Origin of the sequence: Rhodococcus sp. DK176 (assembly GCF_038447315.2) — a bacterium.
GTDB lineage: Bacteria > Actinomycetota > Actinomycetes > Mycobacteriales > Mycobacteriaceae > Rhodococcus_F > Rhodococcus_F jostii_A.
In genome coordinates, this window is record NZ_CP118321.2 from 6,661,057 (window position 1) to 6,673,638 (window position 12,582).

The window sequence follows — 12,582 nt, forward strand, 5'->3', positions numbered from 1 at the left end:
ATCGGGCCGACGGCGCCCCCGAACTCATCCGTCCGGTCCCGGCAGATCATCCGAACGGTGGATCCGCGAACTACGGCACATCCGTAGGATCACTCGACGTGACGACACCTGTGGACGGAGTGGACAGGCCGGACGGCGCGGGTCTGCGCGGCCCGCTCGTTACCGCCATCCATGTGTCGTTCTACGTCCTCCTCGCGACGTCGACGGCGCGATATCTGACCTACCACGGAGTGAGCGGACGGTTCATCGTGGTGGTCGCGTTGATCGCGGCGCTTGCCGCGTTGTACACGGTCACCGCCGTTGTCGCACGGCGGGGAGGCGTGTGGGAACCGTGGGTATGGCCGGTCCTGACGACGTGGGCGGTGCTCGTCTGGCTCGCGCCGAGTTTCGCCTGGTGCGCGTTTCCCATGTTCTTCCTGTGCACGCGGGCGTACCCGAGCCGGATCGCGTACCCGGTCGTCGGGGTTCTCGCCGTCCTCACCTCGGTGGCGTTCTTCACCTTCTCCGGCCGCACCGAGTGGGCCGTGCTGGTGGGACCGCTGTGCACCGGGGCGCTGATCGTCATGGCGTACAGCCAGATCGAGCGCGACGGCCGGGAACGGGTGCGACTGCTCCGCCAGGTGGCGGAGACCCGGTCCCGGCTCGCGGAAACCGAGCGGGAGGCGGGGGTGCTCGCCGAACGCGAACGACTGGCCCGCGAGATCCACGACACCGTGACGCAGGGGCTGACCAGCAGCCTGCTCCGGCTCGAGGCGGCCGAGCAGATCTGGGCGCGGGCAGATCCGCGGACGGAGGAGCGGGCACGTGAGGACGTCCGCGTGGCGACCGGAACGTTGCGCGAGAACCTGGCGGAAACACGCAGTCTCGTGCACCATCTCGCGGCGCCCAATCTGGAATCCCAGCCACTCGACGCGGCACTGCTCGCCGCCGCGCGTACCCACCACCCGCGGACGGAGCTCCGGATCGTGGGCACTCCGATCGCGATTCCGGCGGAGGTGACGCATGCGCTGCTGCGGATCACCCAGAGCGCGGTGTCCAACATCGCCCGGCACGCCCACGCCGAGACCGTGGGTGTCACGTTGACGTACCTTCCGGACGCCGTCGCGCTCGACATCTTCGACGACGGCACCGGTTTCGAACCCCCGCCCGCCGGATCTCCCTCGGCGCGAGGCGGATACGGCCTGCGCGCGATGCGCAGTCGCGTCGAGCAACTAGGCGGCACGTTCACCGTCGAGAGCGCACCGGGCGAGGGCACCGTGGTGGCCGCCCAGATACCGTGCGCGAGAGGAACCGCGGCATGACGAGAGTGACCGTGCTGCTGGTCGACGACCATGTGGTCGTTCGTGCCGGGCTGCGAGCGCTTCTCGACTCGCAGCCGGACATCGAGGTGATCGCCGAGGCGGGCACGGGGGAGGAGGCGGTCGACGCGGTGAGCGCCTTCCGGCCGCAGCTCGTGACGATGGATCTCGCCCTGGGCGCCGGTATCGACGGGGTCGAGGCCATTCGCCGCATCCGACAGGTCGATCGGGCCCTGCCGGTGCTGGTGTTCACGACCTACGACACGGATGCCGACGTGGTGCGCGCCATCGACGCCGGTGCCATCGGATACCTCCTGAAGGATTCGACACCCCAGGAGATCTTCGCGGCCGTGCGCGGCGCGGCCGCCGGCCAGAGTGTGCTGTCGCCGCCCGTCGCGTCGCGGCTACTGCAGCAGATGCAGCGCCCCGAGGAGGCCCTCACGCCGCGGGAGGCCGAACTGCTGACCCTGCTGGCCGAGGGCATGACCAACAAGGAACTCGGCAAAGCCCTCTTCATCAGCGAGGCGACGGTCAAGACCCATCTCGCCCACATCTACGCGAAACTCGGTGTCGACACCCGCGCCGCGGCGGTGTCCGTGGCCCTGCGACGGCAGGGCATTCGCTGAACCGAGGGGGTTCACAGCGGTACGCCGCATGAACCTTTTGGCAACGATTTGCCGAAGCCCTGTCGAACGGGTGTCCACGTGGTTATGTTCGACATGAGCGGTGACCTTCCGCTCGCACCATGAATTGCGTGTTGAGAGGACAAGCGCCATGGTCATGGACATCATCGGCACCATCATCTTCGGTGCGGTCATCGGCGTTCTGGCGCGTCTCGTGATTCCGGGAAAGCAGGCGATGGGTTGGATCATCACCGTCGTCCTCGGCATCATCGGTGCGCTGATCGGGTACTGGGTGTGGGAGGGGCTCCTCGACAAGGGGGACACCGGCGGAATCGACTGGATCCGGTGGATCATCAGCATCGCCGTAGCGGCCGTGCTGACCCTCGGATACACCTCGATGACGAGCAAGAACAGGGTGTAGGCGCCACATCGCACTGGCACGAGAAGGGCCCCGTCCGGTCAGGGCGGGGCCCTTCTGCGGCTTCGCCGCCCGTGAGTACTTATTAACCGCCGGACGTTAACAAGTACTCACGGGCGTAGGCAGAGAAGCGTCATGTCGCGCAGTACTTTCCGAGTGCGCGAGGGGGTCGTGGGATCGGCGCTGTGCGGGGTCGAGTTGATGAGCCCGAACGTGGCGTGTGCCTTGGTGCGGGCATCCGTCTCGTCCAGTGACGTGTCCACCTGCAGCAGCACCTTCACCCAGATCTCCACGTAGCGCCGCTGCGTCTGCCGGACCTCCCGGCGGGCCTCGGCGGGCAGGCTCTCCAGGTCCCGGTCCTGGATACGAATGAGGTCGGGTTCGCCGAGCGCGAAGTCCAGGTGGAAGTCGATCAGACCCTCGAGGGCCGCTTCCGGGGAGGCGGCCTCCGCCACGACGAGCGACCCGCCCTCGAGCAGTCGCGTGCTGATCCCGACGAGCAGTTCGACGAGGACGGCGTCCTTGTTGGGGAAGTGCCGGTACACGGCGGGGCCGCTGATTCCCGCCGCGGAACCGAGGTCCTCGAGGCGGACGCCGAGGAAGCCCCGTTCGGCGATGAGGCGGGCGGCGGCGTCGAGCAGTTGGCGGCGACGATCCGCCTTCATCTGTTCCCGGCGCGTGATCGGCGCTTCGGTGCCGTCGACGTCTGTGGTCATCGCCTTGCTCTTTCTCGGATGCGGTCTGGACAACTCAGTTAATCACAGTTATCTTAGATTCAGTTATCGAGTATTAACTCACTCGGCACGGGCGTCAAGACGAGAAGGCGGCAGGATGGCACTGAGCGGAACCACTGCACGGGAGGGCTACCGGGCAGAGCACACGAAATTGGTGGACGAGCTGAAGTCGAGGCTGGCCGTGGCCGCACTCGGCGGCAGCGAGAAGTCGCGCGAGCGGCACGTCAGCCGAGGCAAGCTCCTGCCCCGCGATCGAGTGGACACCCTGCTCGACCCCGGAAGCCCGTTCCTCGAGATCTCCCCGCTCGCGGCGAACGGCCTGTACGACGACGAATGCCCCGGCGCGGGCGTCATCGCCGGCATCGGCCGGGTGTCCGGCCGGGAATGTGTGATCGTCGCCAACGACGCGACCGTCAAGGGCGGCACCTACTACCCGATGACGGTGAAGAAGCACCTGCGGGCGCAGGAGATCGCGCTGCAGAACCAGCTACCGTGCATCTACCTCGTCGACTCCGGCGGCGCGTTCCTGCCCAGGCAGGACGAGGTGTTCCCGGACCGCGAGCACTTCGGCCGCATCTTCTACAACCAGGCCACGATGAGCGCGCAGGGCATCCCGCAGATCGCGGCGGTCCTCGGCTCGTGCACCGCGGGCGGCGCCTACGTGCCCGCGATGAGCGACGAGGCCGTCATCGTCCGCAACCAGGGCACCATCTTCCTGGGTGGCCCGCCGCTGGTGAAGGCCGCCACCGGTGAGGTCGTGACAGCGGAGGAGCTCGGCGGCGGCGACCTGCACTCGAAGGTCTCCGGCGTCACCGACCACCTCGCGGAGGACGACCAGGACGCGCTGCGGATCGTGCGGAACATCGTCGCGACCCTCGGCCCGCGCGCCGAGCGTCCGTGGGACGTGATCAGCGCCGTCCCCGCGTCGGCGCCGCAGACCGACCTCTACGACGTGGTCCCCACCGACCCGCGCACCCCGTACGACGTCCACGCGGTCATCGACCGCATCGTGGACGGAAGCGAGTTCCAGGAGTTCAAGGCGGAGTACGGCAAGACCCTGGTCACCGGTTTCGCGCACATCGAAGGCCACCCGGTCGGCATCGTCGCCAACAACGGCGTGCTGTTCGCCGAGTCCGCGATGAAGGGCGCGCATTTCATCGAACTGTGCGACAAGCGCAAGATTCCGCTTCTGTTCCTGCAGAACATCGCAGGCTTCATGGTGGGTCGCGACTACGAGGCCGGCGGCATCGCCAAGCACGGCGCCAAGATGGTGACCGCGGTGGCATGCGCCCGGGTTCCCAAGCTGACCGTCGTGATCGGCGGCTCCTACGGTGCGGGCAACTACTCGATGTGCGGGCGGGCGTACTCGCCGCGGTTCCTGTGGATGTGGCCTAACGCCCGGATCTCCGTGATGGGCGGCGAGCAGGCGGCATCGGTGCTCTCTACGGTGCGCAGCGAGCAACTCGACAGCGCGGGCAACCCGTGGTCGGCCGAGGACGAAGAGGCGTTCAAGGCGCCGATCCGCGAGCAGTACGAGGCGCAGGGTAATCCGTACTACTCGACGGCCAGGCTGTGGGACGACGGCATCATCGACCCCGCCGATACCAGAACTGTTCTCGGACTGGCGCTCTCGGTGTGTGCGAACGCACCGGTCGAGCCGGTTTCCTACGGCGTTTTCCGGATGTGAGTGGAATGACTGAAATGACTCGGATAGATACCGTCCTGGTAGCCAACCGCGGCGAGATCGCGGTGCGTGTGATCCGCACCCTGCGGGCCATGGGAATCCGTTCCGTCGCCGTGTTCAGCGAGGCGGACCGGGACGCGCGGCACGTCCGTGAGGCCGACACCGCGGTGCTGCTCGGCCCGGCCGCGGCCCGGGAGAGTTACCTCGTCATCGAGAAGGTGATTGCGGCGGCGCAGGCAACCGGCGCGCAGGCCATCCATCCCGGTTACGGGTTCCTGTCGGAGAACTCCAAGTTCGCCGGGGCCTGCGCGGACGCGGGAATCGCGTTCCTCGGCCCGTCCGCTCACGCGATCGAGGTGATGGGCGACAAGATCACCGCCAAGAACGCGGTGGCGAAGTTCGACGTGCCCGTCGTCCCCGGCATCGCCCGTCCCGGCCTGTCCGACGACGAACTGATCGCGGCCGCAGGCGACATCGGATACCCCGTCCTCGTCAAGCCGTCGGCAGGCGGCGGCGGCAAGGGCATGCGACTGGTGGAGGAGCCGGGCGCACTCGCCGAGGCACTGCGCAGCGCTCGGCGGGAGGCGGCGTCGGCGTTCGGCGACGACACGCTGTTCCTCGAGCGATTCGTGCTGCGGCCCCGGCACATCGAGGTGCAGATCCTCGCGGACGGGCACGGGAACGTCGTCCACCTCGGTGAGCGCGAATGCAGTCTGCAGCGCCGCCACCAGAAGGTCATCGAGGAGGCTCCGTCGCCGCTGCTGGACGAGGCGACGCGCGCCCGGATCGGTGAGGCCGCCTGCAACACGGCGCGCAGCGTCGACTACTCCGGAGCGGGAACGGTCGAGTTCATCGTCTCCGCCGACAAGCCCGACGAGTTCTTCTTCATGGAGATGAACACCCGGCTGCAGGTCGAGCACCCGGTCACCGAACTCGTCACGGGCCTGGACCTCGTCGAGTGGCAGGTGCGAGTGGCCGCCGGTGAGCCGCTCGGCTTCGCCCAGGACGACATCACCCTCACCGGTCACGCCATCGAAGCCCGCGTCTACGCCGAGGACCCCAGTCGCGGATTCCTCCCCACCGGCGGACTCGTGGCCGACGTCGTCGAACCCGCCGGCCCCGGTGTCCGGGTCGACTCCGGGCTGCAGCCCGGCACGGTGGTCGGCAGCGACTACGACCCGATGCTGGCGAAGGTCATCGCCCACGCCGACGACCGCGCCGGTGCGCTGCGCAAGCTGGACCGGGCACTGGCCGGCACCGGTGTGCTGGGAGTGGTCACCAACATCGAGTTCGCACGCTTCCTGCTCGCCGATCCCGACGTGGTGGCCGGCAACCTCGACACCGGTCTGCTCGACCGACGGCTCGAGGACTTCGTCGCCGCGGAGGCCACCGACGCCGCCCTGATCGCCGCTGCGGCTTTCCGCTGGTTGCAGCGCTGGCCCGAGCGGGCACAGGCCGATCCGTGGGACGTTCCCAGCGGCTGGCGGGTCGGGGTTCCCGCGCCCACCAGCATCCGGTTGTCCTCTGCCACCCGCACCGACCACGTGCGCATCACCGGCAGTCCGTCCGAGGCCACCGCGCAGGTGGAGGACGGCGACACCCTGTCCCTGACGGCGGCGCTCGACGGAACGACGCTGTCCGTGGTGATCGACGGCAGGCGCGAAACCTACCGCGTCGCCCAGACCGACGGGCACATCTGGCTCGCCGGTTCCGACGGCACGACGATGCTGCGTGAGGTCCGCGAACTCAGTGTCCGCACCGGCGACGTCCACGCCGGCGAGGCCGAGATCACCAGCCCCATGCCCGGATCCGTCATCGCCGTCGGCGCCGAGGCAGGCGCCCACGTCACCGCAGGCCAGAGCCTCGTCGTGGTCGAGGCGATGAAGATGGAGCACTCGCTCACCGCCCCCGTCGACGGCGTCGTCGACATCCTCGTCGCACCCGGTGACCAGGTGATGGTCGACCAGCTGCTCGCACGAGTCACCCCGCACACCGACACCACCGACACGAAAGAAGACGCGTCATGACCGAATTCCTTGCCACCGGCCAGCTTCCCGACGAGTACCAGCAGTTGGCGAAGACCGTCGCCGATTTCGCCAAGAACGTGGTGGCACCGGTCGCGGCGGAACACGATGCCAACCACACGTTCCCGTACGAGGTGGTGGCGGGAATGGCCGACATGGGCCTGTTCGGCCTGCCGTTCCCGGAGGAGTACGGCGGAATGGGCGGCGACTACTTCGCCCTCTGCCTGGCACTCGAAGAACTGGGCAAGGTCGACCAGAGTGTCGCGATCACCCTGGAAGCCGGCGTGTCGCTGGGTGCGATGCCGATCTACCGGTTCGGCAACGAGGAGCAGAAGCAGGAGTGGCTGCCGCAGCTGACGAGCGGCAAGAGCCTGGCCGCGTTCGGGCTCACCGAGCCGGGTGCCGGAAGCGATGCCGGCGGGACGAAGACCACCGCGAAGTTCGACAGCGGTGAGTGGATCATCAACGGCAACAAGCAGTTCATCACCAACTCCGGCACCGACATCACCAAGCTCGTCACCGTTACCGCGGTGACCGGTACGAAGGACGGCAAGAAGGAGATCTCCACCATCCTCGTGCCGACGTCGACGCCGGGCTTCACCGCCGAGCCGGCGTACAACAAGGTCGGCTGGAACGCCTCCGACACCCACCCGCTCACGTTCTCGGACGTGCGCGTTCCCGAGGAGAATCTGCTCGGCGAGCGTGGCCGCGGGTACGCGAACTTCCTGCGGATCCTCGACGAGGGCCGCATCGCCATCGCCGCGCTCAGCGTCGGAGCCGCCCAGGGATGCGTCGACGAGTCGGTCAAGTACGCCAAGGAACGCGAGGCGTTCGGACGGCCCATCGGCCACAACCAGGCCATCGCCTTCAAGATCGCCCGCATGGAGGCGCGCGCCCACACCGCGCGCACCGCCTATTACGACGCCGCTGCCCGGATGTTGTCCGGCAAGCCGTTCAAGAAGCAGGCCGCCATCGCCAAGCTCGTCGCCTCCGAGGCCGCGATGGACAACGCCCGGGACGCCACCCAGATCCACGGCGGTTACGGATTCATGAACGAGTACACCGTGGCCCGGCACTACCGTGACAGCAAGATCCTGGAGATCGGCGAGGGCACCACCGAGGTGCAGCTGATGCTGATCGCGCGGGAGGCGGGCCTGTGACCGCGACGACCGAACCGAAGCGAATCGTCCAGCGGGGCCTGTGGTTCGAGGAGTTCGAGCTGGGAGCGGTGTACGAGCACCGTCCCGGCCGGACCGTCACGGAGGCCGACAACGTCCTCTTCACGACGCAGACGATGAACACGCAGGCACTGCACCTGGACGCCGCGTACAGCGAGAACACCCAGTTCGGTGAGCGCCTCGTCAACTCGATGTTCACCCTCTCGACCGTGGTCGGGTTGTCGGTGGCACAACTGACGCAGGGGACGATCGTCGCGAATCTGGGGTTCTCGGAGATCAGTTTCCCGAAGCCGCTGTTCCACGGCGACACGCTCTACGCGGAGACGAAGATCGTGGACAAGCGTGAGTCGAAGAGCAGGCCCGGCGAGGGCATCGTCACGCTCGAGCACACCGGCCGCAACCAGAACGGCGACGTGGTGGCGATCGCGGTCCGCAAGACCCTCGTCCAGAAGAGGCCGTCGTGAGCTGGGAACTGCCCGGGCCCGCCTGGTTGTTCTGCCCGGCCGACCGGCCCGAACGGTATGCGAAAGCGGCTGCGGCAGCCGACGTCGTGATCCTCGACCTCGAGGACGGGGTGGCGCCCGCGGACAAGGAAGCGGCGCGGGTCGCCCTGATCGACACCCCGCTGGATCCGGATCGCACGGTGGTGCGGGTCAATCCGGTCGGAACCGAGGACCACGAGCGCGATCTGCTGGCACTCGACGGCACCCGCTACACGAGGCTGATGCTGGCCAAGTGCGAGTCCGCCGACCAGGTGCTGTCGTTGGCGCCGCGTGAGGTGATCGCCCTCGTCGAGTCGCCTCTCGGTGCGCTCGCGGTGAGCGAGATCGCGCTCGCGGCGAGCACGATCGGCGTGATGTGGGGCGCCGAAGATCTCGTGGCGGCGATGGGCGGTAACTCCAGTCGCCGCGAGGACGGCAGCTATCGTGACGTCGCCGATCACGTGCGGTCGTCGACACTGCTGGCCGCCAAGGCGTATCACCGGCTCGCCCTGGATTCCGTCTATCTCGACATCAAGGACCTCGACGGGTTGCGTGCCGAGGCGGTCGACGCCGTCGCCGTCGGATTCGACGTCAAGGTCGGCATCCATCCCAGCCAGATCGCGGTGATCCGGGAGGCGTACGCGCCGTCCGACGAGGACGTCGACTGGGCCACGCGGGTTCTCGCCGCCGTCGCCGACGAACGGGGAGTCTTCGCGTTCGAGGGAAAGATGGTGGACGCGCCGGTCCTGCGTCACGCCGAGGCGATCCTGCGCCGCTCCCAGGTCGATTCGAAGGGGAAGAGCACGTCCGAGTCCCCGCGGTAGGCGGCGAAAGAGCGCGGAACTGCCGCGCTCTCGGGGAAGATGGTGCCCATGACTGCCGATCCGCAATGGGTGCCCACCGAATCCGACGTGCGCGACGCGGTCGTCACCGACTTCGCCCGGTTCGTCGCACGGCGTCACAGCGTCCGGGTCGACGACTACCGGGCGCTGTGGCGCTGGTCGATCGCCGACCCGGCGGCGTTCTGGCAGGACGTGTGGGACTACTTCGAGTTCCGGTCCGCCACCCACCCCGGACCGGCCCTCGCGGACGACGCGATGCCGGGTGCCGTCTGGTTCCCCGGGGCGACCCTCAACTACGTCGACCACGTCTTCCGGAACGCCCGCCCCGGCACACCGGCGATCCTGTACGCGGGTGAGGGCGCCACCGACGTCTCCGTCGGGTGGGACGAGTTGCGGTCCGCGGTGGCGGGCCTCGCCGCGACTCTCCGCGAGCACGGAGTCGGGGTCGGTGACCGGGTCGTCGGCTACCTCCCGAACATTCCCGAGGCCGTCGTCGCGTTCCTCGCCACGGCGTCGCTCGGTGCCGTGTGGGCCGCGTGCGGACAGGACTACTCCGCGCCGGCCGCGCTCGATCGACTGGGTCAACTGGACCCGAAAGCGTTGATCACCGCGGACGGCTACCGGTTCGGGGGCAAGGAACACGATCGGCTCGCCGCGGCCGCCGACCTGCGCGGCGGATTGCCGTCGTCGGCCCTCACCGTGGTCGTGCCGCATCTCGATCCGGACAGTGCCGTCGACGGCACCCTCACCTGGGCGGATGCCACCGGCCGGGACGCCGTACTCGAGTCCGTCGCCGTCCCGTTCGACCACCCGCTGTGGGTGGTGTTCTCCTCGGGGACCACGGGCCTGCCGAAGGGCATCGTGCACGGTCACGGCGGCGTCCTCCTCGAACACGTGAAGTCGCTCGCGCTCCAACTCGACATCCGCCGCGACGACACCCTGTTCTGGTACACCAGTCCCAGTTGGATGATGTGGAACTTCCAGACGGCGGGCCTGCTGGTGGGGGCCACCATCGTCACCTACGACGGAAGTCCGTCCTATCCGACGCCGGATGCGTTGTGGTCCTTGGTGTCACGACTGGGTGTGACCGTGGTCGGCACGAGTCCCGGCTATGTTCTCGCGTGCGACAAGGCGGGTGTGGTCCCCGTGCGCGAGCACGATCTGAGCGCACTCCGGGCGGTGGGGGTGACCGGGTCCACGCTGCCGGCGGCGTCGTCACTGTGGTTGTCCGAGAACGTCGGTCGCCGCGTTCCCGTCGTGTCGATCACCGGTGGGACCGACGTGGTGTCGGCGTTCGTCGGGGGAGCCCGGAACGTACCGGTCTGGCCGGGGGAGCTGTCCGCCCCCTGCCTGGGTGTCGCCGTCGACGCGTTCGACGAGTCGGGGCAACCGGTGCGAGGGGAGGTCGGTGAACTGGTCGTGACGGCGCCGATGCCGTCCATGCCGGTGTCGTTCTGGAACGATCCGGACGGAAAGCGGTACCGCGAGGCATATTTCGATGTCTTCCCCGGAGTGTGGCGGCACGGCGACTGGATCACGATCACCGATCGCGGGACCGTCCTGATGCACGGGAGGTCCGATTCCACCTTGAATCGCAACGGGATTCGGATGGGTAGCGCCGACATCTACCAGGTGGTGGAGAAGCTCCCGGAGGTCGCCGAAGCGCTTGTCGTCGGTGTCGACCTGGCGGACGGCGGATACTGGATGCCGCTGTTCGTGGTCCTGTCGGAGGGGGCGGAACTCGACGACGCGCTGAAGCAGCGTATCCGTGCCGCGATTCGTGAGCAGGCCTCTCCGCGGCATGTGCCCGACGACATCATCGAGGCGCCCGGTATCCCGCACACCCGGACCGGCAAGAAGCTCGAGGTGCCCCTCAAGCGCATTTTCCAGGGAGCGGATGCGGGGCGCACGGTGGACCGCAGCGCCGTGGACGACCCCGGTCTGCTCGATTGGTTCGCGAGCCACGGACGGTGAGCGGCGAGTCCCTCGATGTCAGTGTCGTCGGGCGGCAAAGTTTAGGTTAGTCTTACTTTAGTTACTTGCTGGTAGAAGCATGCTCCCCGACGTCGACGCGCCGCCGAATGTGAGAAATCTCCCGTCAGCCTACGATCGGTCACGCGTCAGCGATCGCGACTAATCGGACATCGAGAGTGCCGCGCACCGGGAGGGTGTTCCAGATGCTGGGATGCAGCCGTGGTGTCGTCGGTTCACCTCCCTTCGCCGGGGGCGCGTGTCTGCGTCCTCGTGGCAGGTCAGCGGCCGATCTTCCGGAGCCCGGGTGCTCACGTGAACGTCCAAGTTTCCGTTCGAAGCGGATGCGTGACGGGCCTGGTCGGTTATTCCCGGTGTGCAACTTCGGGTGCTCTTCATTTTGAGACCTGCGCGGGGCTTTGGTAGACACGGTGGTTGGCAAAAACTGCGGTCACGGGGGGCAGTGAGTGTTCAACGCCGCGGCCGGTCGTCAGATCGGCTGCACCGTGCGCGGATAACAGTCGGGAGGTGGAACATGAAACTGGATACGACAGTTGTACACCTAGCGAAATTCCGACTCTCGGTACGGTATCCGTATTCTGGTTGTACACAGTGCCCGGAATGTGGTTCGGCCTGTTGAATATGTGCGCGTCGAAGATCGAATTCAGGCCTGGTTCTGGAAGTATCGAGGGTTGGGTACGTCACACCGGCGCCGGTAACGGCAGTGGATCCGACACCGATGTAATTCCCGGCGCTACCGCAGAACCGTACGAACCGAGATTGTCACCACCGAGCGAGAGGAGGCCGAAGCAATGATCGCGACGATGTTTCGCTCCTCCACCAGCGCCGTAGACTCGGCTCTCGACTCGGAGGATGACGAGCACCGATTGGGTGGCCGCTTGTTGGATCGATGAGAGAACGGAGCCACGTATGAACCCGCTCACCGCAAGTAGTTCGGGATGTAAGGGCCTTGGAGTGTTCAGCGTCGCAGGCAATCGGGTTTCGGACGATCGTCTGACATCGACTCCGAGTGTGGCGGAACTCTTCGATCAGCGCAGGGCGTCCCATGCCCGGCACGTCACCGCTCCGCGAGATGCTTCGAACCGGCAAGGCTTGTTCATGTGATGGCGTTCATCGGAAGACCGGCCCACGACGTAGTCCGTGCGACCGAGAGCTACGAATCACCAAAGACACAGGCGGCAGTCGCCACGCGTTCGAGAACGGAGTAACCCTTGGGGTCGGGACAAGCAGCGGGTAGTAGCGGTGCTCCGGAAGGAGCGTTTCCGCTGTCGGCTGCGCAGCGTGGCATCTGGTTCGCGCAACACGCG

10 protein-coding genes are annotated in these 12,582 nt (G+C 67.4%); 9 read left to right on the forward strand and 1 reads right to left on the reverse strand.

All coding sequences use genetic code 11. The features are described 5' to 3' along the window. Window positions 1-98 precede the first annotated feature (98 nt). The 3 genes from PSR88_RS30965 (at window position 99) to PSR88_RS30975 (ending at window position 2,342) form a co-directional block, all read left to right on the forward strand. Complete coding sequence (locus PSR88_RS30965) at window positions 99-1,301, forward strand: sensor histidine kinase (RefSeq protein ID WP_016883262.1); 1,203 nt, start codon at window positions 99-101, stop codon at window positions 1,299-1,301. Further along, window positions 1,298-1,924 carry a response regulator gene (locus PSR88_RS30970; RefSeq protein WP_009479330.1) on the forward strand — a complete coding sequence of 209 codons (627 nt, stop codon included), beginning with the start codon at window positions 1,298-1,300 and terminating at the stop codon, window positions 1,922-1,924. Before PSR88_RS30965 ends, PSR88_RS30970 begins: the two co-directional genes overlap by 4 nt. 148 nt (window positions 1,925-2,072) lie before the next feature. Beyond that, window positions 2,073-2,342 carry a GlsB/YeaQ/YmgE family stress response membrane protein gene (locus tag PSR88_RS30975; protein ID WP_009479331.1) on the forward strand — a complete coding sequence of 90 codons (270 nt, stop codon included), beginning with the start codon at window positions 2,073-2,075 and terminating at the stop codon, window positions 2,340-2,342. Window positions 2,343-2,449: 107 nt separating this feature from the next. Here PSR88_RS30975 and PSR88_RS30980 read toward each other — a convergent pair whose 3' ends face one another. Beyond that, window positions 2,450-3,055: a TetR/AcrR family transcriptional regulator gene (locus tag PSR88_RS30980; RefSeq protein WP_029539478.1), complete on the reverse strand. Its 606-nt coding sequence runs from the start codon at window positions 3,053-3,055 to the stop codon at window positions 2,450-2,452. A gap of 115 nt (window positions 3,056-3,170) precedes the next feature. On the opposite strand from PSR88_RS30980, the gene PSR88_RS30985 reads away from it, so the two are divergent. The 6 genes from PSR88_RS30985 to PSR88_RS31010 are packed head-to-tail and all read left to right on the forward strand — an operon-like array spanning window position 3,171 to window position 11,257. Beyond that, window positions 3,171-4,760 (forward strand): carboxyl transferase domain-containing protein, encoded by a 1,590-nt coding sequence (locus PSR88_RS30985; RefSeq protein WP_011598126.1) that lies wholly within the window; start codon window positions 3,171-3,173, stop codon window positions 4,758-4,760. Window positions 4,761-4,774: 14 nt separating this feature from the next. Continuing rightward, window positions 4,775-6,784 carry an acetyl/propionyl/methylcrotonyl-CoA carboxylase subunit alpha gene (locus tag PSR88_RS30990; protein WP_009479334.1) on the forward strand — a complete coding sequence of 670 codons (2,010 nt, stop codon included), beginning with the start codon at window positions 4,775-4,777 and terminating at the stop codon, window positions 6,782-6,784. Beyond that, entirely contained in the window at window positions 6,781-7,941 is a 1,161-nt protein-coding gene (locus PSR88_RS30995; protein WP_009479335.1) for an acyl-CoA dehydrogenase family protein, read from the forward strand. The genes PSR88_RS30990 and PSR88_RS30995 overlap by 4 nt, the downstream gene beginning before the upstream one ends. Continuing rightward, complete coding sequence (locus PSR88_RS31000; protein WP_009479336.1) at window positions 7,938-8,423, forward strand: MaoC family dehydratase; 486 nt, start codon at window positions 7,938-7,940, stop codon at window positions 8,421-8,423. The genes PSR88_RS30995 and PSR88_RS31000 overlap by 4 nt, the downstream gene beginning before the upstream one ends. Continuing rightward, complete coding sequence (locus tag PSR88_RS31005) at window positions 8,420-9,265, forward strand: HpcH/HpaI aldolase/citrate lyase family protein (protein ID WP_011598128.1); 846 nt, start codon at window positions 8,420-8,422, stop codon at window positions 9,263-9,265. The genes PSR88_RS31000 and PSR88_RS31005 overlap by 4 nt, the downstream gene beginning before the upstream one ends. A gap of 48 nt (window positions 9,266-9,313) precedes the next feature. After that, window positions 9,314-11,257: an acetoacetate--CoA ligase gene (locus PSR88_RS31010; RefSeq protein ID WP_029539477.1), complete on the forward strand. Its 1,944-nt coding sequence runs from the start codon at window positions 9,314-9,316 to the stop codon at window positions 11,255-11,257. The last annotated feature ends 1,325 nt before the right edge of the window (window positions 11,258-12,582 follow it).